Annotated in this window: 18 protein-coding genes and 1 pseudogene; 5 read left to right on the plus strand and 14 right to left on the minus strand. The window is 71.9% G+C overall.

Annotation, left to right across the window (positions count from 1 at the left end):
* Positions 1 to 179 precede the first annotated feature (179 nt).
* Positions 180 to 1,352 (plus strand): FAD-dependent oxidoreductase, encoded by a 1,173-nt coding sequence (locus tag ACH4U7_RS02340; protein WP_398526136.1) that lies wholly within the window; start codon positions 180 to 182, stop codon positions 1,350 to 1,352.
* Positions 1,353 to 1,422: 70 nt separating this feature from the next.
* Here the strand turns inward: ACH4U7_RS02340 and rpsN are convergent.
* The 7 genes and pseudogenes from rpsN to dnaK all read right to left on the minus strand — a co-directional run.
* A pseudogene (gene rpsN / locus ACH4U7_RS02345) lies at positions 1,423 to 1,602 on the minus strand (30S ribosomal protein S14); the annotation flags it as partial.
* A gap of 149 nt (positions 1,603 to 1,751) precedes the next feature.
* On the minus strand, positions 1,752 to 2,015 hold the full coding sequence (locus ACH4U7_RS02350) for a UBP-type zinc finger domain-containing protein (protein ID WP_043489343.1): 264 nt from the start codon (positions 2,013 to 2,015) through the stop codon (positions 1,752 to 1,754).
* 5 nt (positions 2,016 to 2,020) lie between these two features.
* Entirely contained in the window at positions 2,021 to 4,645 is a 2,625-nt protein-coding gene (gene clpB, locus ACH4U7_RS02355) for an ATP-dependent chaperone ClpB (RefSeq protein WP_398526137.1), read from the minus strand.
* Complete coding sequence (locus ACH4U7_RS02360; RefSeq protein WP_398526138.1) at positions 4,636 to 5,001, minus strand: chaperone modulator CbpM; 366 nt, start codon at positions 4,999 to 5,001, stop codon at positions 4,636 to 4,638. Before ACH4U7_RS02360 ends, clpB begins: the two co-directional genes overlap by 10 nt.
* On the minus strand, positions 4,998 to 5,993 hold the full coding sequence (locus tag ACH4U7_RS02365; RefSeq protein WP_398526139.1) for a DnaJ C-terminal domain-containing protein: 996 nt from the start codon (positions 5,991 to 5,993) through the stop codon (positions 4,998 to 5,000). Before ACH4U7_RS02365 ends, ACH4U7_RS02360 begins: the two co-directional genes overlap by 4 nt.
* A 6-nt stretch (positions 5,994 to 5,999) precedes the next feature.
* Positions 6,000 to 6,590, minus strand: a complete 591-nt coding sequence (locus ACH4U7_RS02370; protein ID WP_398526140.1) for a nucleotide exchange factor GrpE — start codon at positions 6,588 to 6,590, stop codon at positions 6,000 to 6,002.
* Between the two features lie 9 nt (positions 6,591 to 6,599).
* Complete coding sequence (gene dnaK / locus ACH4U7_RS02375) at positions 6,600 to 8,483, minus strand: molecular chaperone DnaK (RefSeq protein ID WP_398526141.1); 1,884 nt, start codon at positions 8,481 to 8,483, stop codon at positions 6,600 to 6,602.
* A 271-nt stretch (positions 8,484 to 8,754) separates the two neighbouring features.
* Here dnaK and ACH4U7_RS02380 point away from each other — a divergent pair, with 271 nt between their 5' ends.
* On the plus strand, positions 8,755 to 10,467 hold the full coding sequence (locus ACH4U7_RS02380) for a PucR family transcriptional regulator (protein WP_398526142.1): 1,713 nt from the start codon (positions 8,755 to 8,757) through the stop codon (positions 10,465 to 10,467).
* 18 nt (positions 10,468 to 10,485) lie between these two features.
* On the opposite strand, the gene ACH4U7_RS02385 is transcribed toward ACH4U7_RS02380, so the two are convergent.
* The 5 genes from ACH4U7_RS02385 to ACH4U7_RS02405 form a co-directional block, all read right to left on the minus strand.
* The gene (locus ACH4U7_RS02385) at positions 10,486 to 11,712 is read right to left on the minus strand and encodes a cysteine desulfurase-like protein (protein ID WP_398526143.1); all 1,227 of its coding nucleotides are present in this window, start codon (positions 11,710 to 11,712) and stop codon (positions 10,486 to 10,488) included.
* Positions 11,709 to 12,788, minus strand: a complete 1,080-nt coding sequence (locus ACH4U7_RS02390; RefSeq protein WP_398526144.1) for a tetratricopeptide repeat protein — start codon at positions 12,786 to 12,788, stop codon at positions 11,709 to 11,711. The genes ACH4U7_RS02385 and ACH4U7_RS02390 overlap by 4 nt, the downstream gene beginning before the upstream one ends.
* On the minus strand, positions 12,785 to 14,074 hold the full coding sequence (locus ACH4U7_RS02395) for an ATP-binding protein (protein WP_398526145.1): 1,290 nt from the start codon (positions 14,072 to 14,074) through the stop codon (positions 12,785 to 12,787). The genes ACH4U7_RS02390 and ACH4U7_RS02395 overlap by 4 nt, the downstream gene beginning before the upstream one ends.
* Positions 14,075 to 14,152: 78 nt before the next feature.
* On the minus strand, positions 14,153 to 15,274 hold the full coding sequence (locus ACH4U7_RS02400) for a PP2C family protein-serine/threonine phosphatase (RefSeq protein WP_398526146.1): 1,122 nt from the start codon (positions 15,272 to 15,274) through the stop codon (positions 14,153 to 14,155).
* Between the two features lie 70 nt (positions 15,275 to 15,344).
* On the minus strand, positions 15,345 to 16,271 hold the full coding sequence (locus ACH4U7_RS02405) for an endo alpha-1,4 polygalactosaminidase (protein WP_398526147.1): 927 nt from the start codon (positions 16,269 to 16,271) through the stop codon (positions 15,345 to 15,347).
* Positions 16,272 to 16,515: 244 nt separating this feature from the next.
* On the opposite strand from ACH4U7_RS02405, the gene ACH4U7_RS02410 reads away from it, so the two are divergent.
* Entirely contained in the window at positions 16,516 to 17,394 is an 879-nt protein-coding gene (locus ACH4U7_RS02410; RefSeq protein ID WP_398526148.1) for a hypothetical protein, read from the plus strand.
* A gap of 235 nt (positions 17,395 to 17,629) precedes the next feature.
* Complete coding sequence (locus ACH4U7_RS02415) at positions 17,630 to 18,961, plus strand: YncE family protein (protein ID WP_398526149.1); 1,332 nt, start codon at positions 17,630 to 17,632, stop codon at positions 18,959 to 18,961.
* An 83-nt stretch (positions 18,962 to 19,044) separates the two neighbouring features.
* Here the strand turns inward: ACH4U7_RS02415 and ACH4U7_RS02420 are convergent, their stop codons facing one another.
* A complete protein-coding gene (locus tag ACH4U7_RS02420; protein WP_398526150.1) occupies positions 19,045 to 20,043 on the minus strand; it encodes a LacI family DNA-binding transcriptional regulator in 999 nt (332 codons plus the stop codon).
* A 58-nt stretch (positions 20,044 to 20,101) separates the two neighbouring features.
* Entirely contained in the window at positions 20,102 to 21,124 is a 1,023-nt protein-coding gene (locus tag ACH4U7_RS02425; RefSeq protein ID WP_398526151.1) for a LacI family DNA-binding transcriptional regulator, read from the minus strand.
* A gap of 251 nt (positions 21,125 to 21,375) precedes the next feature.
* Here ACH4U7_RS02425 and ACH4U7_RS02430 point away from each other — a divergent pair, with 251 nt between their 5' ends.
* Positions 21,376 to 23,709 carry a beta-glucosidase gene (locus tag ACH4U7_RS02430; RefSeq protein WP_398526152.1) on the plus strand — a complete coding sequence of 778 codons (2,334 nt, stop codon included), beginning with the start codon at positions 21,376 to 21,378 and terminating at the stop codon, positions 23,707 to 23,709.
* The last annotated feature ends 32 nt before the right edge of the window (positions 23,710 to 23,741 follow it).

Below are 23,741 nucleotides of genomic sequence, written 5' to 3' on the forward strand. Positions count from 1 at the left end.
CTCTCCCCCTGATCGCAACACGCTATGACGATACCTAGATCGAGCGGGTGTGCGACCCGCACACCCCAGTCATCCGGCAGATTCCCCCGCCTCCGCAGGTCCCTAGCGTGGCACCCGGGCGAGGCCGCGGAGGGTCTGCCCGGCGTTTGTGCTTGTGTCGCTCGTCGTTGGAGGTATCGATGGACCGTCTTCCCCAGACCGCGGACGTCCTGATCGTGGGTGCGGGACCGGTCGGCCTCGCCCTCGCCACCAAGCTCGCCGCCGCCGGGATCGACGCCGTATTGGTGGACCAGGCCGCGGAGGGGGCCAACACCTCGCGGGCCGCGGTCGTGCACGCCCGGACCCTCGAAGTGCTCCGCGAGATCGACGCGGCCGACGAACTGGTCCAACGGGGCCTGCTCGTCACCCGGTTCACCGTCCGGGACCGCGACCGCCCCCTGCTCACCGTCGGCTTCGACGAACTGCCCACCGATTTCCCCTTCACACTGCTGGTCCCGCAGAACATCACCGAGGAGGTGCTGCTCGCCCGGCTGAAGGCGTCCGGCGGGCGCGTGCTGCGCCCCCACCGGCTGGCCGGCATCAGCCAGGACGCGGAGGGCGTGACCGCGGTCATGGCGGACGGCCAGGAGATCCGGGCGGCGTACGCGGTGGGCACCGACGGCATGCACAGCACGGTCCGGGAGCACACCGGGATCCCGTTCACCGGCGACACCTACGCGCAGTCCTTCGTGCTGGCGGATGTCAGGATGGACTGGCCGCTCGGGGACGACGAGATCCAGCTCTGCTTCGCGCCGGAGGGCGTGGCCGTGGTGGCCCCGCTGCCGGGCGGCAGATACCGCATCGTCGCCACCCAGGACGACGCCCCGGCCCGTCCCGGCATCGGGGATGTGCAGCGGCTGCTGGACGCCCGCGGCCCTCAGGCCCACCGGGGGAAGGTGACCGAGGTGGTGTGGAGCTCGCGGTTCAGGGTGCACCACCGGCTGGCCGACCACTACCGGTCCGGACGGCTGCTGCTCGCGGGGGACGCGGCCCATGTGCACAGCCCGGCCGGCGGGCAGGGGATGAACACCGGCATCCAGGACGCCCTCGTCCTCGGCGGCAGACTTGTCACGACGCTGCGGGACGGCCGGGACGTACTGGACGAGTACGAGTCGCTGCGCCGCCCGGTCGCCGAGCAGGTCGTGGCGTTCACCCACCGGATGACGAAGATTGCCACGGTCGGGAACTCACCGCTGCGCTCGGTCAGGAACACCGCGCTGCGCGCCCTGGACTGGCTGCCCGCCGTCCACCGCACACTGGCCATGAACCTCTCCGAACTCGCCCTCGACCCGGAGCGCGCCCAGGCCGGGTGAACCAGGCGGTACGGAGGCGGGGCCGCTGGACGGCCGATCCGGCTCCGGCGCGCTGAGCGCCGGGCGCGGATCACCAACTGCTCCTGGTCAGCCCGGGGAGTTCGCCCGTGTGCGCCATCTCGCGCAGCCGGATCCGCGACAGGCCGAAGGCGCGCAGATGGCCGCGGGGGCGGCCGTCGACGGAGTCGCGGTCGCGCACCCGGGTGGCGCTGGCGTCGCGTGGCCGGCGGCGCAGTTCCCGCTGGGCGGCGACGACCGGGGCGTACTCGCGCAGGGTCATCCGGCCGGGGTCGCACGGGGCGCACGGGTGGTTCGGGGCGCACGGGGGACGGGCGCGGCTGCCCGTCGCGATCGTCGGCGCGTACCGCGCCGCCGGTGAAGCCGGTAGCGTCGGCGCCGTCAGACCAGCGCCTCGTGGACGAAGCACCACCGCCAGTCCTCACCCGGCTCCATCGGCTCCATGATGGGGTGTCCCTCCTCGTGGGCGTGGGCGCGGGCGTGCCTGAGCGGTGAGGAGTCGCAGCAGCCGACGTGTCCGCAGGTCAGGCAGAGCCGCAGATGTACCCAGGCGGATCCCAGGCGCAGGCACTCCTCGCAGCCCTCGGGGGTGCGCGGGGTGACATCGCGGACCATGGACAGATGCGGGTCCGGCTCGAGGGCCATGGCGTTCACCCTTCCTGTGGTTCCTGCTCGTAGGTGACGACCAGTTCGCCGTGCTGAGCGTCGACGCGCACCGTGGCGCCCTCCTGGACGTCGCCGCGCAGCAGGGCGCGTCCGATCAGGGTCTCGACCTCGTGCGAGATGAAGCGGCGCAGCGGCCGTGCCCCGTAGACGGGATCGTAGCCCTCGTGGGCGATGACCTCCCGGGCGGCCTGGGTGAGCTCGACGGCGATCCGGCGCTCGGCCAGGCGCTGCCGCAACTCCTCGAACTGCAGGTCCACGATCCGCTCGATCTGGGGCTCGCCGAGCGGCTTGAACAGCACGATGTCATCGACCCGGTTGAGGAACTCGGGGCGGAAGTGTGCGCGCAGCTCGCTCATCACCAGGCCCTGGGCGTCCGGTTTGAGCTCGCCCTCGGAGGTGACGCCGTCGAGGAGGTGCACCGACCCGATGTTGGACGTCATGATCAGGATGGTGTTGCGGAAGTCGACCACCCGGCCCTGGGCGTCGGTGATCCGCCCGTCGTCGAGGACCTGCAGCAGGGTGTTGAAGACGTCGGGGTGCGCCTTCTCGATCTCGTCGAACAGCACCACCGAGTACGGCTTGCGGCGCACCGCCTCGGTGAGCTGGCCGCCCTCCTCGTAGCCGACGTATCCGGGCGGCGCGCCGAGCAGCCGGCTGACGGTGTGCCGCTCCTGGTACTCGCTCATATCGAGGCGGACCATGTTGTCCTCGGTGTCGAACAGGGCCGCGGCCAGCGTCTTGGCCAGCTCGGTCTTGCCGACGCCGGTGGGGCCGAGGAAGATGAACGACCCGATCGGGCGGCGCGGGTCCCGGATCCCCGAGCGGGCCCGGATGATGGCATCGGCAACCACCTTGACCGCCTCGTCCTGGCCGATGACCCGCTCCCGCAGGATCTCGTCCAGGCGCAGCAGCTTCTCCCGCTCGCCCTCCTTGAGGCGGGAGATCGGGATTCCGGTCCAGGCGGAGACGATGTCGGCGATCTCGTCCTCGGTGACGACCTCGCGCAGCAGCCGGTGGCCGCCCTGCTTGGCGGCCAGCTGCTCCTCCTCGGCGGCCAGCCGGCGCTCCAGCTCCTGGAGCCTGCCGTAGCGCAGTTCGGCGGCGCGGTTGAGGTCGTAGACGCGTTCGGCCTCCTCTGCCTCGCGGCGCACCTCCTCCAGCTCCTTGCGCAGTTCCTGCACCCGGCGGATGGACTGCCGCTCGGCCTCCCACTGGGCGCGCTTGGCGTCGGCCTCGGCGCGCAGATCGGCCAGTTCCCGGCGCAGCTCCGCCAGCCGCTGCCCGCTGGCCGGGTCGGTCTCCTTGGCAAGCGCGGCGTCCTCGATCTCCAGGCGGGTGACCCGGCGGGTGATCTCGTCCAGCTCGGCGGGCATGGAGTCGATCTCCGTACGCAGCCGGGCGCACGCCTCGTCGACGAGGTCGATGGCTTTGTCCGGCAGGAACCGGTCGCTGATGTAGCGGTGGCTCAAGGTCGCGGCGGAGACCAGGGCGGTGTCCTGGATCTTGACGCCGTGGAAGACCTCCAGGCGCTCCCGCAGCCCGCGCAGGATCGAGATGGTGTCCTCGACGGACGGCTCGTCCACCAGCACCTGCTGGAAGCGGCGCTCCAGCGCGGCGTCCTTCTCGATGTGTTTGCGGTACTCCTGGAGCGTGGTCGCGCCGATCATATGGAGCTCGCCGCGGGCCAGCATGGGCTTGAGCATGTTTCCCGCGTCCATGGCTCCTTCGGCCGCCCCGGCCCCCACCACGGTGTGCAGCTCGTCGACGAACAGCAGGATCCTGCCCGAGGCGGCCTTGACCTCGCTGAGCACGGCCTTCAGACGCTCCTCGAACTCGCCGCGGTACTTCGCCCCGGCGACCAGGGACCCCATGTCGAGGGCGAAGATGGTCTTGTCGCGCAGCCCTTCGGGGACATCGCCGCGCACGATGCGCTGGGCCAGGCCCTCGACGATGGCGGTCTTGCCGACGCCCGGGTCGCCGATGAGCACCGGGTTGTTCTTCGACTTGCGGCTGAGGATCTGGGTGACCCGGCGGATCTCGGCGTCCCGGCCGATGACGGGGTCCAGCTTGCCCGAGCGGGCCTCGAGGACCAGGTCGCGGCCGTACTTCTCCAGCGCCTCGTACGCCACTTCGGGGTTGGCGGAGGTGACCCGCTGGCTGCCGCGGACCTGGGTGAGGGCGCTGAGGAACGCCTCCTTGGTGACGCCGTGTTCCTTGAGCACCCGCCCGGCCGCGGTGGCGGATCCCTCGTCGGTGAGGGCCAGCACGAGGTGTTCGACGGAGACGTACTCGTCCTTGAGCCGCTTGGCCTCCTGCTCGGCGGTGTCCAGCAGCTTGGCCAGGCGCTGGGTGACGAAGACCTGTCCCGGGCCGGCGCCGGGGCCGGTGACCTTCGGCTTGCGGGCCACCTCGGCCTCCAGCATCGTGCGCAGCGCCGTCGGGTCGGCGCCCACCTGGTCGATCAGCCGGGGCACCAGGCCCTCGGGCTGGTCGAGGAGGGCGAGCAGCAGATGTTCGCCGTCGACCTCGGTCTGACCGAGCCGCAGGGCCTTGGTCTGGGCGTCCTGGAGGGCTTCCTGGGACTTCTGGGTGAGGCGGTTCATGTCCATGGGGGTTGATCACTCCTCGCGCCGCTGCGGCGCAGTGCGGCCTCGAGCCGGCCGATGCGGTCGAGCAGATCGAGGACCAGGCCGATGGACGCGTAGTTCAGACACAGTCCGGTGCGCAGCCGCTCCACACGGGCCAGCGTCGCCGGGGCGGTCAGGGGGAACACCAGCCGCCCCGCGGCGTCGCGCCGCGCGTCGACCAGGCCGAGGGCGACAAAGCGCCGGACCAGTTCGGGGTGGAGCCCGGCGCGGTCGGCCACGGTCTCCAGCGTGAGCGTGCGCGCGGGCACCAGGGCGTACTGGACGGAGGCCGCGGGCGAGGGCCTGGCCGTGGGGGACGTCGGTGGGTGGGTGCTCATCGTGCGCTCCTGGGGTCGAAGGAGGAGGTGGCGGCGAGCTCTTCGAACAGCTCGCGCTCCCGGTCGGTGAGGCGCGCCGGCACCATGACGCGGATCTCGGCGTACAGATGGCCCTCGGGGCCGCTGGGGTTCGGCATGCCCTCGCCGCGCAGCCGCAGCCGGCGGCCGCTGGAGGACCCGGCGGGGACGGTGACCTTTGCGGCGCCGCCCGGGGTGGGCACGGGGACGGTCGCGCCCAGCGCGGCCTCCCAGGGGGTCAGCGGGAGGGTGACATGGATGTTCCGGCCCTCCAGCCGGAACCGCGGATGGGGCTGGATCCGCGCCCGCAGATACAGGTCCCCGGCCGCGGCGTCACCGCTGCCGCGGCCGCCCTGTCCGGCCAGCCGGATGCGCTGACCGTCGATGACGCCCGGCGGGACGTCGACCTGGAAGGTGCGCTGCCCCGAGGGCCCGGCCAGGGTCATGGAGCGGCGGCCGCCGCGGTACGCGTCCTCGACGGTGAGCGACAGTTCGGCCTCCTGGTCGGCCCCGGGCACATTGCCGCGTCCCGCCGCGCGCCCGCCGCCGCCGCCGAAGAACGAGCCGAACAGGTCCTCGAAGTCGACGCCCGCTCCCTGTGCGTCCTCGCCGAAGCCCCGGACGACCCGTACCCGGCCGCCGTCCCGCGAGGTCGTCCAGCCCCGGAAGCCGCCCTCGCCGAAGCCCTCGCCGAAGCCCTCGCCGAAGCCTTCTCCGCCGCCGGCGCCGACCCGCTCCTCCCAGTCCTCGGGGATTTTGCGGAAGTCGTCGCCGAACCGGTCGTAGCGGGCCCGGGTCCTGGGGTCGGAGAGCACGCTGTAGGCGTCGTTGAGCTCCTTGAACCGCTCCTCGGCCGCGGGGTCCTTGTTGACGTCCGGGTGGTGCTTGCGGGCCAGTTTGCGGTACGCCTGCTGGATCTCGTCGGAACTCGCGCCCCGTGAGACCCCCAGCACCTCGTAGTAGTCCCGTGCCACGGCCGGTCACTCCCTTTTGGCCACGGCGACGGCCACCGGCCTGAGTTGGTTGTCGGTGTCCCCGTAGCCGGGGCGCAGCACCTGGACCACCGTCCCCGGTTCCGCTTCGGGGTCGTCGACCACGCCGACCACCTCGTGGCGGGCCGGGTCGAACGGCACCCCCGTCTCGTCCTGGCGTGCGTAGCCGAGCCGGGCGAGGGCGCCCACGGCCTGGTCGCGTACGGCCTTGACACCTTCCACGATGGCGGCGGGGTCGGCCTCGGCGTGGGAGAGGGCGAGTTCGAGGTTGTCGATGACGGGCAGCAGCGCCGTGGCCGTACGGGCCCGCTCGGCGGCCCGTTCCCGCTCCAGCTCCCTGGCGTGGCGCTTGCGCAGATTGTCCAGATCGGCCAGGGCGCGGCGCCAGCGGTCCTCCAACTCGGCCAGGGCCGTGGCGTACTCGTCCTCGGGCGGGGCGGGACCGCCTGCCGCGTCCGGACCGGGCCCTTCCCCGCCCGCGCCGCGCGCCTCGGCCGTGCCCGGGGCGGGCAGATCCTGTTCGGGTTCCGGCACGGCGCCTTCGGGCACCGGTTCGGGCTCCTGCGGACGGTGGGACATCGCTGCCGCCTAGCCTTTGTCGAACTCGGCGTCGACGACGTCCTCGTCGCCTCCGCCACCCTCGTCGGGGCCGGTCTGCTGGGCGCCCCCGCCTCCGGCCGTCCCATGCGCGGCCAGGCCCGCGTAGACCTGCTGGAGCTCGGAGATCAGCGGCCTTGCCCGGTCCACGCCCGCCTCGCCCCGGACCGCCTCACGGGCTTCGCCGACCAGCATCTCGGCGCGCGCCTTCTCATGGGAGGGCGCCGCGTCGCCCAGTTCGGTGAGGCGCTTTTCGACCTGATAGGCGATGGCGTCCAGCTCGTTGCGGGCGTCCACGGCCTCCCGCAGCGCCTGGTCCTCACCGCGGTTGCGCTCGGCCTCCTGGACCATGCGCTCCACATCGCCGCGGTCGAGGTTGCCGGTCTCGCTGATCGTGACGGACTGCTCCTTGCCGGTGTCCCGGTCCCGGGCGGTGACGTTGAGGATGCCGTTGGCGTCGATGTCGAAGACGACCTCGATCTGCGGTTCGCCACGTGGCGCCGGGCGGATGCCGGTCAGCTGGAACCGGCCAAGACCCCTGTTGTCCGCGGCCCGCTCCCGTTCGCCCTGGAGGATCACGATGTCCACGGCCTGCTGGCTGTCCTCGGCCGTCGAGAAGGTCTCCGTGCGGCGCACCGGGATGGTGGTGTTCCGCTCGATGATCTTCGTCATGACCCCGCCGCGGGTCTCGACACCGAGCGACAGCGGTGTGACATCCAGCAGCAGGACGTCCTTGACCTCGCCCTTGAGCACCCCGGCCTGGATCGCGGCGCCCAGCGCCACCACCTCGTCCGGGTTCACGCTCATATTGGGCTCCTTGCCGCCGGTCAGCCGGCGCACCAGGGCCTGCACCGCGGGGATCCGGGTCGAGCCGCCGACCAGGATCACTTCGTCGATGTCGTTCTCGCCGACCTTGGCGTCGGCCATGGCCTGCTGGACCGGACCGAGACAGCGCTCCACCAGATCGGCGGTGATCTGGTCGAAGGTGGACCGCATGACCGACTCGGTCAGATGCTTGGGGCCCGAGGCGTCCGCGGTGATGAACGGCAGGTTGACCTGGGTCTGGGTCACCGAGCTCAGCTCGGTCTTCGCCTTCTCCGCGGCCTCGAAGAGCCGCTGCAGCGCCTGCGGATCCCGGCGCAGATCGATGCCGTTGTTCTGCTGGAACTTATCGGCGAGGTGATCGACGAGCCGGCGGTCGAAGTCGTCGCCGCCCAGATGGCTGTCGCCCGCGGTGGAGCGCACCTCCACCACGCCGTCCCCGACGTCGAGGACGGACACGTCGAAGGTGCCGCCGCCGAGGTCGAAGACGAGCACCGTCTCATGCCCCTTCTTGTCAAGACCGTACGCCAGGGCCGCCGCGGTCGGCTCGTTGATGATCCGCAGCACCTCGAGCCCCGCGATCTCGCCCGCGTCCTTGGTGGCGCTGCGCTGGGCGTCGTTGAAGTACGCGGGCACCGTGATGACCGCCTCGGTCACCCGCTCGCCCAGCTGTTTCGCGGCGTCGTCGGCGAGCTTGCGCAGCACCAGGGCGCTGATCTCCTCCGGCGAGTACAGCTTGTCGCGCACCTTGAAGCGCGCGAGGGACTGCTCGTCCGGGACGACGTCGTAGGCGACCGCCTTGGCCTCGTCGGACACCTCGTCGTAGTGCCGGCCGACGAAACGCTTGGCCGAGTAGATGGTGCCCTTGGGGTTGAGGATCGCCTGGCGCCGGGCCAGCTGGCCCACCAGGCGCTCGCCGGTGTCGGTGAAGGCCACCACGGACGGGGTTGTGCGACCGCCCTCCGAACTGGGCACGACCGTCGCCTCGCCGCCCTCCCACGCCGCGATCACCGAGTTGGTGGTGCCCAGATCGATTCCGACTGCCTTGGCCATGAGGAACTCCTTGTAGGAAGCGGCGGCAGCGCGCAGCCGCGGAATGAACCGGTCTTCACCCGCCTTCCGACCCCAACGCGCCCAGCCTGGCAAAACGGGGCCCCGGCACGCCTGCGCCTGCGGGGGCCAAAAACCGCGCCTAGGGTGGACCTGCGAGCACAGAACAGGCGCGTGGCCGGGCCGGTGGCCGCCCCGCCGGGCGGGTACCCCGCGGACCCGGACGCGTCCTCCGAACCCGGATTCGCTCTCCGAAGGCGGACGGAGCGACGGAATGACCTCAACAGCCTTCTCCCGCGAACGGCGTCGGGCCCAGGACCGTTCCCTGACCCCCGAGGCACGCGGCCTGCTGCTGCGCTCCACCGCCCTGTTCGACAGCCGGGACGAGACCGAGATCCTGCACCGGGCGATGGCCCTGGTCGGCGCGGTCGGGCCGGGGCGGGCCGAGGCCGGGTACCTCATGGTCGGCGGTGCGCTGACGCGCCACCATGCGGCCGCTGGGGCCGACGCTCACCCGGCCGCCGCCCTCGACGAGCAGGTCCGGGAACTGGCCGGGCGGGACGGGCCGGTGCGGCTGTCCGGGCGGGCCTGGGGCTGGGCGTACGCGCTGCGGGAACCGGGCGGTCTGCGCGGTCAGCTCGTGGTCAGCGCCGGGGCCCCACCCAGCGAGGACGACCGGTTCTGGCTCACCGCGCTCGCCCGGCAGACCGCGGCGGCCCTGTCCGGCGCGGCCGCGCACCGGCGGGAGCGGGAGCGGGCGGCGGAGCTGCGCCGGGCCCGCGCGGAGCAGCAGGCCGTCCGGGAGCGGCTGGAGTCCGTACGCGCCGAGTTCGAGCACGAGCGGGGGATCCTCGACACCCTCCACCGGGCCGCCGTGCACGGGGACGGGGAGGCGGGCATCGCCGAGGCACTGCACCAGATCACCGGGCTTGCCGCGGGGATCGAGGACCGGTTCGGCCATCCGCGGGCCTGGGCCGGCCCCGGGCGCCCGGACCCGTACCCCACACCCGACCCGGCCCGCCACGAGGAGATGCTGCGGGACACCGCCCGAGGCGGGCATCCGGTACGGGTCAGGGACCGCCTGCTCGCGGTCGCCGCCCCGCGGGGCGAGGTGCTGGGCGCGCTGTTCCTGGCCGACCGCGAGGCGCGGGCGGACGCCCGCGCTCTGCTCGCCCTCCGGCACGCGACCGTGTCGCTGGCCCTGGAGCTGGCGCATCAGCGCACGCTGGCGGAGGTGGAGCTGAGGCTGCGGCGCGATCTGGTGGAGGACCTGCTCACCGGCTCGGACGACACCAGCGCCTACGCCAGGGCCCAGGCGCTCGGCCACGATCTGCACGGTCCGCACCATGTGGTCGTCGTGCGGTGGGCGGAGCGGGCGGCCGACGACTCCTTCGTCCAGACCGTCGACAAGTCGGCGGCGGCGCTGGGCATGCGGTCGCTGCCGGCCCGCCGGTCCGGCACGGTGGTCCTGGTGACCGACGGCAGACCGCCCGGACGGGAGCTGTACGCCGCGCTCAGCCGGGAGGCCGGGACGGGGTCCGGCGCGATCGGCGTGGGCGGCCGCTGCGACTCCCCGGGAGAGATCCCGCGCTCCTACCGGGAGGCGCTGCGGGCGCTGGAGGTGCGGCGGCGCTCTCCCACGGCGTACGGGACGACCTTCTTCGAGGACCTGGGGCTCTACCGGATCCTGCGGGCCGGCAACGACTACCAGGAGATCGAGGGGTTCGTCCGGGAGTGGCTGGGGCCGCTGCTCGACTACGACTCCGCACACCGGACGGCCCTGGTGGCGACCCTGTCCCGGTACTTCGACTGCGGCGGCAACTACAGCCGGACCGCCGCGGCGCTCGTGGTCCACCGCTCCACACTGCGCTACCGGCTCCAGCGGATCCGCGAGATCAGCGGCTCCGACCTCACCAACGCCGAGACCCGGCTGAACCTTCAGGTGGCCACCCGCGTCTGGAAGATCATGAAGACCGGGCCGGACTGACCCTGCCGATCCTCCGCGTCAGTCTTGTTCTCGCAGGAAGTCCGACAGCCCCTCCAGCAGCCGGTCCACGTCCCCGGTGTCGTTGTACGGGGCGAGGCCCACGCGCAGCCCGCCGGTGTCGCCGAGCCCCAGCCGTCGGGACGCCTCCAGGGCGTAGAAGGAGCCGGACGGCGCGTCGACCCCCCGGGCGGCCAGATAGTGGTAGGCGTCCACGGTGTCGCGGCCCTCGATGGTGAGCAGCAGGGTGGGGGTGCGGTCGGCCGCACGGGAGTGGACGGTGACCCGGTCCAGGCCGGCCAGCCCCGCCTCGATCCGCGTCCGCAGCGAGTCCTCGTACGCCTCCAGCGTGGTGAACGCGGAGACCAGCCGCTCCCGGCGCGGGCCGTCCTGCCGCGGGCCGAGCCCGGCCAGGAAGTCGACGGCGGCCCGGGTGCCGGCCAGCAGCTCGTACGGCAGGGTGCCGAGCTCGAAACGCTCGGGGACGGCGTCCGTGGAGGGCAGCAGCTTGTCCGGGCGCAGGGTCTCCAGCAGCTCGGGGCGGGCGGCGAGCACGCCGTGGTGGGGGCCGAGGAACTTGTACGGGGAGCAGGCGAAGAAGTCCGCGCCCAGCGCTTCGACGTCGACGGGGGAGTGGGCGGTGTAGTGGACGCCGTCGACGTACAGCAGGGCCCCGGCCTCATGCGTCAGCCGGGCGATCTCAGCGATGTCGGGGCGGGTGCCCAGCAGGTTGGAGGCGGCGGTCACCGCGACGAGACGGGTGCGGTCGCCGAGCACGGCGCCGATGGCCTCGGGGGCCAGCTCGGCGGTGCCGGGGTCGAAGTCGGCCCAGCGGACCGTGGCTCCGGCCGCCGCCGCGGCCTGCACCCAGGGGCGGATGTTGGAGTCGTGGTCCAGCCGGGTCACGACGATCTCGTCGCCGGGCCGCCAGGTCTTGGCGAGGGCACGGGAGACGTCGTACGCGAGCTGGGTGGCGCTGCGGCCGAAGACCACGCCCGACGGGTCGGCGCCCAGCAGATCGGCGAGCGCCCGGCGGGCGCCGGACACGGTGGCTTCGGCGTTGCGCTCGCCGGGCGTGCGGGTGCCGCGGTTGGACAGCGGATTGGCCAGGGCGTCGGAGACGGCCTCGATGACGGGCAGCGGTGTCTGGGTGCCGCCGGGGCCGTCGAAGTGGGCGGAGCCGGCCTTCAGGGCGGGGAACTCCCGGCGGACGGCGGCGATGTCGTAGTCGCTGGCATGGTCGCTCATGGCTTCTTCCTCCGGTCGAACCAGATGGTGGCCAGCGTGGGCACCAGCCCCGCCCCAAAGAGGATCCGCGGCACGGTGCGCTCCGTCCATGGCATCTGCGAGATCAGCAGGGCGCAGAGCATCGCCCAGGCCGCCTGGGCGAGTACGACGCGGGCCCAGCGGCCGCGGCGCACCAGGGACCGCACATTCAGCTGGACGCCGGTGCGCAGCCTGCGGTAGCGGCGCCAGGCACCGAAGCCCCAGATCGCCGCCATCACCACCAGCACCCACAGCCGGTTGCCGAGCGGCACCGGCAGCTCCCGCGCCGCCTCGCCATCCTCGGGGAACAGATCGACCATGACGCCCGCGGCCGCCACACAGATCAGCGCCAGCCAGCGGATACCGCGCAGCAGCCGGTAGGTGGCCCGGTCGAGGTCGTGGCGCAGCCCGTTGTTGTCCGGGGCGGCGGCGAGCGCGTCGGCGTACACCTCCGCGGCCTGCGCGGCCGTGGTGCCCGGCTTGTGCGCCTCCTGCATGCTCACCAGATACAGGGCCTGGTTGTCGGTGGGCTCCAGACGGAGCACCTGGCGCAGCGCCCACTTGTAGGTCTCGGTCTCGCCCGCGGCGCCGGCCGTCCGCCACAGCGCCTGGTACGCCTCCACGCTCTCCGGGTCCAGCCGCACCGCCTCCCTGGCCAGACCCAGGGCCTCGGTGCGGCGGGTCGGGTAGTACATCAGGAACTCGGCGAGCAGCGCATGCGCGAAGCTGTTCTGCGGATCGACGCGCAGCGCCTGGCGCAGCGCCTCCTCCGCCTTGCGCCAGCGCTCCGGCTGCTCCAGGTGGTCCGCGCGGCGCAGCGCCTGGGCGTACATGTACAGCGCGCCGATGTCCTCGGGGGCGCGCTGAAGGGCCTCGCCGAGCGAGGTGAGCGCCTGCTCCACCTGGCCCGCCGCCAGCTGGCAGCGGCCGAGCTTCACCCAGGCGCGGATGTCGTCCGGGTCCTCGGCCAGGCGGCGGCCGAGCAGGGCCTGGGCCTGGTCGTACCGCTTGAGGTCGATGAGCGCGTCGGCCTGCTCGACGGCCGGGTGCAGGGTCACAGCTTCCGCCTCTTTTTCAGATACGCGAGCAGGTCGTCGTACATCCCGCCCTCGTTGGCGAACATGGCCACGTTGCGGGCGGCCGCGAACCACGGTTCGGTGGAGGGGACGGCCGACTTCGCCGCGTTGAGCAGGTCCTTCATGCCGATCATGCGCACGGTGCCGGTGCGTGCCGAGTCGAGCAGCGCACTCTCGGCCGCGGCCTCGCACACATGGGCCAGATCGGCGCCCGAGAGGCCGTCGGTGGCCTTGGCCAGCTTGCCCAGGTCGATGCTTTCGATGGGGCGGTCGCGCAGGTGGTAGCGGAGGATCGCCTCGCGGGCGGGGGCGTCGGGAGGCAGTACGAGAAGGGTGCGGTCCAGGCGGCCCGGGCGGCGCAGCGCGATGTCCACGTCCCACGGGAGGTTGGTGGCCGCGAGTACGAACACACCGTCGTTCGCGGGGGCGTCGATGCCGTCCAGTTCGGTCAGCAGCTGGTTCACCGTGTTGCGCATACCGCTGTTCTGGGTGCGGCTGCGCTTGCCGCCGAGGGCGTCCAGCTCGTCGAGGAACACCACACAGGGGGCCTGGCGGCGGGCGGTGGCGAACACCTCGTGCATATTGCGCTCGGAGTTGCCGATCCACATGTCGAGCACATCGTTGATCGACACCGACAGGAACCCGGCGCCGAGCTCTCCGGCCACTGCGCGCGCGATGAAGGTCTTGCCGCAGCCGGGCGGCCCGTACAGCAGCAGTCCGCCGCGCAGGCTCTTGCCGTACAGCTTGCGCAGTTCGGGGTTGCGCATCGGGGCGAGGAAGGCCGCCTCCAGGCGCTCCTTGACCTCCTGCATACCGCCGACGTCCGCCAGCCGTACCGTGCCGGGCGCGGCCACTTCCCAGGCGGAGGCGTCCCCGGGGTCGCCGCTGCCGTCCACGGTGAGCGGCGTCTCGACGAACCGGGGCGGCACCGCGTCGCCGACCTGGTCCTCGGCGGCCCGCCAGTCGAAGCCGCCGCGGGGCGCGGCGGCCGGCGGCGGCGCGGCGGGCGCCTCGGTGGCCGGTGCCTGCGCGGTGGACGGCGCGCTTTGCCGCGGCTGCGCGGGCGCCACCATGGCGCGGGCCATCAACTCCCGTGCCTGCGGGTCGCCGGGCGCGTGCTGAAGCGCGACGGCGACCTCCGCGACGGCCGCGTCGTGCCGGCCCGCGGTGAGCAGGAGTTCGGCGAGGTGCAGCCGCAGCGGTACGTCGCCGGGCGCCGCCGCGACGGCCGCGCGCAGGCTCTGGATCAGGGGCGAGTCGTCCGACATGGCGCACACTCTAGGAGGTGGGCCACATCGGTGATCACCCTCCCCCCGAAGTGCGTGGCCCCTGGTGTGCGCGGTCGGTTACCCGTCCGGTGCGTCGGGGCAGCGGGCGATCACGACGATGGCGGCATCGTCGTTCACCCGCCGGCCGGTGTGCCGGAGCAGATCGTCCTGGAGATAGCGCGTCAGGGACCACGGGTCATCGTCCGTCCAGGCCGCAACGCGGTCGACGAGCGGGTAGAAGGCTCCGGTGGCGTCCCGTGCCTCGAGCAGGCCGTCGGTGCAGAGCACCAGCAGGTCGCCCTCGGCGAAAGCGAAGGTCTCGGCCTCGTAGTCATCGGCCGATGTCGTGGTGAGCCCGAGCGGGGGCGCGGGCTCGACCACCCCCAGTGTGCGGATCTCCCCGTTCCGCAGCAGCAGCGGAGGCGGGTGTCCGCAGTTCACCATCGCGGCGACGGGGCGGTCGTCGTAGAAGTCCAGCACCAGGGCGGTCACGAACGACTCGTCGGGGTCCTGCCCCTCCTCGCCGCTGTGGTCCCATTTCCAGCGCATGGCGTTGCCCAGGTGCGCCGCGACGGCGGGCAGCGAGAGATTCCGGTAGGCGGATCCGCGGAGTGCGCCGATCACCGCCGCCGCGTCCCCGACGGCGGACAGGCCCTTTCCTCGTACGTCGCCGATGACCACGCGGGCCGCCTCGTGGGTGGCCACGGCCGCATAGAGATCCCCGCCGATCTGGGCCTCCTCGTCGGCCGCGAGATAGGCGGAGGCTATGCGCAGCGGCCCCAAACGGTCGGGCAGCGGCCGCAGCAGGACCTCCTGGGCCGCCACGGCCACCGAACGGACCTGGGTGAGTTTGCGCTGGTGCCGGTCGGCCGCGAACCGGAAGGCCGTCACCAGGGCCGAGACCAGCAGGAGGGTGCCGACCTGCGCCTGGTGGTTCGCGGTCATCAGACCGCCGTGCAGATGGGCGATGGCCACCTGGGCCGCGACGGCGAGTGCTCCGATGACGCCGGTGGCCATGGGGCCCGCGAACGAGGCGGTGATCGCGGGTGCGGCGATCAGGAACGGGCCCAGATGGATGGACTCGGGTGTCTGGATGTCGATCACGGTGATCGCCACAATGATCCCGAGTGGAATGGCGAGCAGCCACCGGCTCCACCGCCGTGAACCGGCCGGATGGGCAGGAGCGTGCCGATCGCGCATATCTCCTGCTTACACCCGTTGCCGCCGCGGCGCCCGGCTGTCGTGGCCGGTGATACGGGCTTGTACGGGCCTATCCGGCGGCGCAGGTCTCGCGTATGTAGTCGTCGCTGTCCGGCGCGGACACGTCCAGGTCGCGGCGGACGATGGCGATTCCCGGCTGCTGCCAGTCGGCACAGGTGGTCTCGAGCGCGGAGGCCTTGTACTCGATCATGATGACCTTCGAGAAGGCCTTGGTGTAGTCGCCGCACTCCGGGGGATCCTGCTGCCCGCACTCCTCGGCGATGGCGAAGTCCAGACCCAGCTCCTCGCGGTGCGAGGCGAGCTCCAGGGTGTTCTTCTGGCCGATCGCCAGGTGCGCGGCGTGTGCGCGGTCGGCCAGCAGCTTGATGAACGCCATGGCGTCGTCTTCGGTGAGCAGGTCCTGGGAGCGGGTGTAGCTGTCGTAGTTGTCCGGCTCCACGGCCTGGTAGCCGGCCTTGGCGCAGCCGTCGATCCAGCCCCCGACCGTATCCGCGATCCGCTCCCGCTTGTCCTTGGTACGGATGTCGAACAGCGCCTCACCCCAGTCCTCGTCCATCACCACATCGCCGTTCGCGTCCCTGAGCAGCAGATCGTGGTCCCAGTCGGCCTCGGCGTCCGGCTGCGCCTGGAAGGCGTTGACGTAACAGATGTTGTACAGGCCCGGCGCGGGCGCGGCCTCGCGGTCCCTGCTGACGATCTCCACACCGGAGGGCGGGGTGTACGGCTCGTTGATCTGGTAGTCGAAGTTGGCGCCGTCGGTCGGCGGGAGCGTGACACCGTCGGCCGGGGCGGCGCGCTCGGCGTCGGGGGAGGCGGTGGCCCGCGGGGCCTTGGTCGTCTTCTTCGTCCGTGGGGTGTCCTCCGGTCCCGCGTGGGCGATCCCGATCACGGTGAAGAGGGCGGCGATGCCGATCAGGACCACCAGTACCGCACCTGTCAGCGGCTGGCGGGGCGAGAGGGAACTGCGTAGAGACATGTGCTTTCCCATGTGTTGGACGCTGACCCCGCCTCGGACCACGGTCCTGGCGACCAATGCCGGACTGGTGATGGGGGACATCCGTTACCGGCTGGGTGCGTCGCTCTCGGCGCCGCTCTCCGGAGAGACTTCGGCACACCGAATGTAATGATCCAACTGAACGAGCGTCAAGTGGTGTTCCGCGAAGGCACCGGCCACCCTCCCTCCGGAGGGGCAGAAGACCAGGTCCGATAAGGTGCGGGCCATGTTGTGGCACCAGAATTCCCTGCACACTCTCCAGCGTCGGCAGCCCCTCACGGTGGCGTCCCGCCGGAGCAAGAAGACCCTCATCGCGGCCGTCGGCATCGGAATGGCTCTGGTGCTGAGCGGATGCAACGACGACGGCGGCGGGGCCACGGACGGGACCAAGGACGAGGGCGCCCGCGCCACCCAGCCGAAGTCGCCGTCGTCCGGGTCGTCTGAGTCTTCCGGGTCGTCCGGGTCGTCGGGGTCCTCCTCCGCCCCGTCGGTCCCGGCGGCCGACAAGCCGCTGGTCGCGGGGTGGCAGACGCAGACCAGGGAAGAACACCACTTCCGCTACGACGTGCCGGCCAAGGCCGACAAGTGGAAGGTCTTCAACCCCGACGTCTCCCTCTCCTACAACGATGAGACCGGCAAGCCGATCGTCGTGATGACCGGCGCCGCCAACTACCGCGAGGGCGGCTGTGCGTCGAGCCCCAACCCCAAGGCGTTCGGCGAGGCGGGCAAGGGGCAGCTCGCCACGGTCGGCACCACCGGCGGCGGCACGGACGGCAGTCTGCAGGAGAACGCCCGGAACTGGGCGGGCAACTGGGGCTTTGTCGCCTACGGCGGCAAGGACAACAAGCCCAAGATCGAGGTCAGTCAGGCCAAGCCGTGGAAGCGGAACGGCATCGAGGGCTACACCGCGACCGCCAAGGTCACGGTGGTCAACCGGCCGAGCGCCTGTGTTCCGCCGAAGGCCATCGTGCACAGCATCGCGCAGAAGCTCCCCGACGGCACCATGCACGGCTGGGTCATCTACGCGGACCAGGGCGTGCCGAACGCGCTGACGTCGGCCGAGATCGAGAAGATTATGAACACCGTCCGGCCGACAGACGGCTGACCCCGCGCGGCGGACACCGGACGGTTCCGGGTTTCCCGTCACGTAGGTCACGTACAACTCGCCCTCGGGCGGCCCGGATGAGGGCGGCCCGGGGGCGAAGTTGAGTCTGTGTCATTTTTGCCGTCCCCGGCCTTGTGGGTTGGGAGCGGCTTCATTACTTTCCAGTAGGCAGCGCACCGCCATGTTCATGACCGCGCTTAAAAGGGGCGTTCCCCGCCGTCTGGAAGGATGCACCATGCCTGTCTGCGCAGCCGGGCGTGCCCGGCGAGTGTTCTCCGCGAGCGGCACTCGGCACCGCGGATCCACCCGCACCCTGCTCTCCCTCGCCGCCGCCGTGGTGCTGGCCGTGACCGGCTCCGCCGCGGCGACCGCCGCCCCGTCGGCCACCGCATCGGGCGATGCGCGCACCGGCGCCGCCGGGTTGCGGGAGGTGATGTTCGTGGGCAACAACTGGGACGGCACGGCCGATGTCATCAAGTCCACTGGAGACCTTGCCAAGATCGGCCGGATCAACGTCATACCGGACAAGGACCAGCGGCTCACCGAGATCTATCTCAACCCCATCAAGCTCGCGTTCTTCCTCGGCATCCGGCAGGGGCCGGGGGAGGGGCACGATCAGTTCGTCGACGACATGTACTCGACCCCGGACGGATCGGCCATCGTCGTCTCCCGTCCCAGCTTCGCCGATGTGGTGTCCATCGACCTCGCCACGGGCCAGGTGAGGTGGCGTTTCCCGGTGTCGGGGTTCCGCGCGGACCACATGGCGGTGTCGCCCGACGGCAAGCGCGTCGCGGTGTCCGCTTCGACCTCGAACACCGTGCATATTCTCGACATCGAGACGGGTAAACAGCTCGGCCAGTTCTCCGCCGGCGACAAGCCCCATGAGAACGTCTTCACCGACGGCGGGAAGTATCTGTGGAACATGTCGATCGGCGAGGTCAACACCGCGCTGGACGACCCGTCGATGGACTGGACGAAGGGCGACCGCCACATCACCGTGGTCGACACGGCCACCTACAAGCAGGTCAAGGTCATCGACATGCGGGACCGGCTGGACGCCTTCGGGCGCAAGGACCTGTCGGACGCGGTCCGGCCGGTGGCCTTCACCCCCGATGAGTCGAAGCTCTACTTCCAGGTGTCCTTCTTCAACGGATTCCTGGAGTACGACGTGGCCACCGACAAGATCACCCGTGCCAAGACCCTCCCGAAGAACCCCGCGACCAGCGAGGACCGCACCACCTGGGTCAACGACTCCCGCCACCACGGGCTGTCGATGAGCCCGGACGGCAACAAGCTGTGCGTCGCCGGGACGATGGACGACTATGCGACCGTCGTCGACCGCGCCACCTTCCAGGAGGGCCCGCTGGTGCCGACCTCCAAGCCGTACTGGGCGACGGTGAGCGGCGACGGCAAGTCCTGCATCGTCTCAGAGAGCGGCGCCGACCAGGTCACCGCGATCGACTTCGCGACGGGCAAGAAGGTCGTGTCCGTCGCGGTCGGCGACCATCCGCAGCGGGTCCGGATCGGCCATGTGGCGGCCGACTGGACCGGCCCGCAGACCCCCTGAGACCCGTGCCGCCGCGGGGCCGGTCCGGGCGCGGAACCGGTCCCGCGGCGGCGGTCCCGGCGCCGGGGCAGCCCCGGCGCCGGTCAGTCCGTCCGCACCGGCCCCGTCGACTTCCTGACGACCAGGTCCACCGACATGTCGAGCCGGATCGGGGCCAGGCCGGGGTCGTCCGTGACCGCGTCGAGCACCCGGATGCTCTCGGCCGCCATCGCCTCGAACGGCTGCCGCACAGTGGTCAGCGCCGGGGCCGCGGACGCGGCGGCGTCGATGTCGTCGTACCCGACGACCGACACGTCTTCCGGGACGCGCAGCCCGCGCTCCACACACGCCTCGATGACGCCCAGCCCTTGCAGATCGTTGCCGGTGACGAAGGCCGTCGGCGCGTTCCACAGGTCGAGGAGGGCGTGGGCGGCGCGCCTGGCCGGCTCGGTCTGGAACCGCACCACGCGGATCAGATCGCGGTCGGGACGGATCCCTGCGTCGCGGAGCGCGGCGAGATATCCGCCGAAGCGAGCCCGGCAACAGGTCAGTTCGAGGGGGCCGGAGAGCAGCGCGATCCGCTGATGACCGAGGCCGGTGAGGTGGCGGGCCGCGAGCCACCCGCCCCGCCACTGGGTCGCCCCCACCGTGTTCATCCCCGGCGGCGCGTCGCCGATCGTATCGAGGACGACCGTGGGGACGCTGGACCGCGCCAGCCGGTCCGCGACGGTCGGCGGGACCGGGGAGAGCACGAGGACGACGCCACCCGGACGGTGCGCGAGCAGGGGGTCCAGCCAGTCCCCGTCGTCATCGGCGTGGTTGACCGTGAGCGCACGTCCGGAGGAACGCAGCACCCCGGAAAGGCCCCGCAACAGGGGCGCGTTGACGGCGCTGACCACGCAGCCGAACACCACCTCGACCGAGCCGCGCCGGGGCCCGCGGCGGCGCCACTCGTAGCCGGTGGTCCGCACCGCGTCCAGGACCCGCTGCCGGACCTCGGCCGACACCCCGGGCCGTCCGTTGAGGACCTTCGACACGGCGCTCTGCGAGACGTTCGCGGCCTGCGCCACGGTCGTCATGCGCACCGCGGTCCGTACACTCATCGCCTGCTCCTCCCATCAGCCGTCTCCCCATCGGGGCCTGTCAGGTCGTAACGCTGCGTCAGGCCCCCTCGCGGACCGTGCGTGGCGCTGTGCTCTCCCGGACCACCAGCGAGGTCGCCAACTCGACCCTGCGCCCGGCCGACGAGCCGCGCTGCGACTGCTCCTGGTCGATCAGTCGCACCCCCTCGCCGCCCATCTCCGCCAGCGGCTGACGGACGGTCGTGAGCGGCGGTGCGAGCATGGCGCAGATCATCGTGTCGTCGAAGCCCACGACCGACAGATCGTCGGGCACCCGCATCCCCCGGGCGCGGGCCACCTGGTACACCCCGGCCGCCTGGGCGTCGGAGCCGGCGAAGATCGCCGTCGGCGGCTGCGGAAGGTCCAGCAGGGCCGCGCCGTGGTCCGTACCGCCGGTGATGCCGAAGTCGCCGTAGCGCGTCAGGGCCGGATCGGGGGCGAGGGAGAACTCGCGGTGCGCGGCGAGATAGCCCTCGTGCCGCTCCCTCGTGCACTGGATCTCGGCGGGGCCGCCGATGAACCCCACGCGTCGGTGGCCGAGTTCCAGGAGGTGGCGCGTGGCCGCGGCGCCCCCGGACCAGTTGGTCGCCCCCACCGTCGGGATTCTGGGTTCGCTGGTGCCGACCGGGTCGAGGAGGACCAGGGGCGCGGGCAGCCCCGCCAGCGCGGCGATCTCGTCGTGGCGCGCCCGGGAGAGCACCAGGATGATGCCGTCCGACGGGCGGGTGCGCCGTGCGTCGATCCAGTCGCTGATGCGGAAGCGCGGATGGCCGGTCGCGGTGAGCGCCAGGGTGTACCCGAGGCTGAACGCGGCGTTCTGGGCCCCGGCGATGAGCTCTCCCGCCCAGGGCGAGGTGGTCCCCTCGATGAGGACGTCCAGGATTCCGCCGAGTTGTTTACGGCGCCCTTTGCGCTGCAGATAACCCGTGGCGTGTGCGGCCTGGGTGACGCGGACGCGGGTCTCCTCGGAGATGTCCGGCTTGTCGGCGAGCACCCGGGACACCGTGGAGACCGAGACCCCCGCGGCCTCGGCGATGGCCGCCATCGTTGGGCGCGTGGTCATGCTGCCTTTCCCTCCCGTAGGCCATCGCGACAGTACAGCCCTGCCACAAATTCCCGCAATATTTGATGGAATATTCCGCGAGGACCCCATGCAAACGGCTGGTGATCCGCGCTTTCGATCCGCTGTATTGACAGTCGTTTTTACCCCGGCTTAGCTTCTCGGCGCAGAACTTCCGCAAAGTTTTGCGGGTAATTGCATAGCTCTGGTTGTGAGAACCGCGGGCCCGCCCGCCGAGCACGGAGATGTGACGCGTGTCTGCCATCGATGACGAAACGGTCGGGCCGGCCCACGGCCGAGCCCAAGTCCGCGAGCTGATCGCGGCCATGACGCTGGAGGAGAAACTGGCCCAACTCGTGGGTCTGTGGCAGGGAGTCGACCGCGAGGGCGGCGCCGTGGCCCCGTTGCAGGACGCCATGGACACCGTCGAGCAGAGCTTCGCCGACTTTGCCGCACACGGACTCGGCCAGATCACCCGGCACTACGGGACCCGGCCCCTGGATCCGCAGGAGGGCCGGGCGACCCTGGCCGCCAAGCAGCGGTGGCTGAAGGAGAACACCAGGCTCGGCATCCCCGCCATCGTGCACGAGGAGTGCCTGACCGGGCTCGCCGCGTGGAAGGCGGCGACCTACCCCGTACCACCGGCCTGGGGCGCCACCTTCGATCCGCCGCTCGTCGAGCGCATGGCGGCGCGGATCGGGCGCACGATGGCGGGCCTGGGCATCCATCAGGGACTGGCGCCGGTCCTCGACGTGATCCGCGATATGCGCTGGGGGCGGGTCGAGGAGTGCATCTCGGAGGATCCCTACCATGTCGCGGTCACCGGCGCCGCGTATGTGCGCGGCCTGCAGAGCGCCGGGATCATCGCCACCCTGAAACACTTCGTCGGCTACTCCGACTCGCGCGCCGGCCGCAACCTGGCACCCGTGCACGCCGGGACGCGCGAGGTCCGCGACGTGTTGGAGTTCCCCTTCGAAGTGGCCGTACGGGACGCCGGGGCACGCTCCGTGATGAACTCGTACGCCGAGATCGACGGAGTGCCTGTCGCCGCGAGCGCGGGGCATCTGACCGGCACGCTGCGCGAGGAGTGGGGATTTGACGGCACCGTCGTCGCCGACTACTTCGCCGTGGCCTTCCTCCAGACCCTGCACCGGGTGGCCGAGGACGGCGGCGACGCCGCGGCCCAGGCGATCACCGCCGGGATCGACGTCGAACTCCCCACCGGCGTCACCTATCTCCAGCCCCTCAAGGAGCGCATCGAGGACGGCCGGCTCGGCATGGACATCGTGGACCGCGCGCTCGAGCGGGTGCTGCGCCAGAAGGCCGAGCTCGGCCTGCTCGACCCCGAGTGGTCACCCGACCCGGCGCCGGCCCACGCCGAGGGCGTGTCCGCCGACGATGTGGACACCGCAGAGGACCGCGCGCTGGCCGCGGCCGTCGCCGAACGCTCCCTGGTCCTGCTGCGCAACGACGGCGCGCTGCCCCTCGGCGCCACCAGGCCCGCGCCCGGACGTATCGCGGTCATCGGCCCGAACGCCCAGTCGCTGTCCGCGATGTTCGGCTGCTACTCGTTCATCAACCACGTTCTGCCGCACCACCCCGATTGCGACACCGGGCTCGGAGCGGAGACCGTCGAAGCCGCCCTGCGCCGCGAGTTCGCCACCGCCGACATCGTCACCGAGCGGGGCACCGGCATCGACGACGGGGCCACGGGCGGCATTCCCGCCGCCGCCACCGCCGCGGCCGGCGCCGATGTGGCCGTGGTCGTGGTCGGCGACCGCTCCGGACTCTTCGGACGCGGCACCAGCGGGGAGGGCTGCGACGCCGACGACCTGGAACTGCCCGGCGCCCAGCGGGCCCTCGTCGAGGCGGTCATCGCCACCGGGACACCGACCGTGGTCGTCCTGCTGACCGGGCGCGGCTACGCGCTCGGGTGGCTGCTGGACGCGGCCGCCGCGGTCGTACAGGCATTCTTCCCCGGCGAGGAGGGCGCGGCCGCCATCGCCGGAGTGCTCAGCGGCCGGGTCAACCCGAGCGGCCGGATGCCCATGAGCCTGCCCCGAGGCGCCGGGGCCCAGCCCTACAGCTATCTGCACCCGCCGCTCGGCGCCGCGAGCTCGGTGACCAACATCGACACCGAGCCGCCCGTCCGGTACGGATTCGGCCTCAGCTACACCCGGTTCGGCTACGAGGACTTCACGGTCGACGCCGAAACCGTCGACGTCGCCGACGCGGTCCGCTGCGCCGTCACCGTACGCAACACCGGCGACCGGGAGGGCGCCGAGGTCGTCCAGCTGTACGCGAGCGACCCCGTGGCCTCGGTCACCCGCCCGCTGGCCCAGCTCGTCGCCTTCGCGCGTGTCCCGCTCGGCCCGGGGGAGTCGGCGCGCGTCCACTTCACCGTGCCCACGCGACTGCTGGCGTTCACCGACCGCGACGGGGTGCGGATCGTCGAGCCCGGTGACATCGGCGTCAGCGTCCGGCGCGACGCGGGCGACGTGATCCTCGAACACACCGTACGGCTCACCGGCGAGGTGCACATCGTGACCGGCGCCGAACCCCGGATCAGCACGGTCGACATCTCCTAGAACCCGCCGTCCCCCCCACCGACGCCTGCCTT

Origin of the sequence: Streptomyces sp. NPDC020845 (genome assembly GCF_044334165.1) — a bacterium.
In the GTDB taxonomy this organism is placed as follows: Bacteria; Actinomycetota; Actinomycetes; order Streptomycetales; family Streptomycetaceae; genus Streptomyces.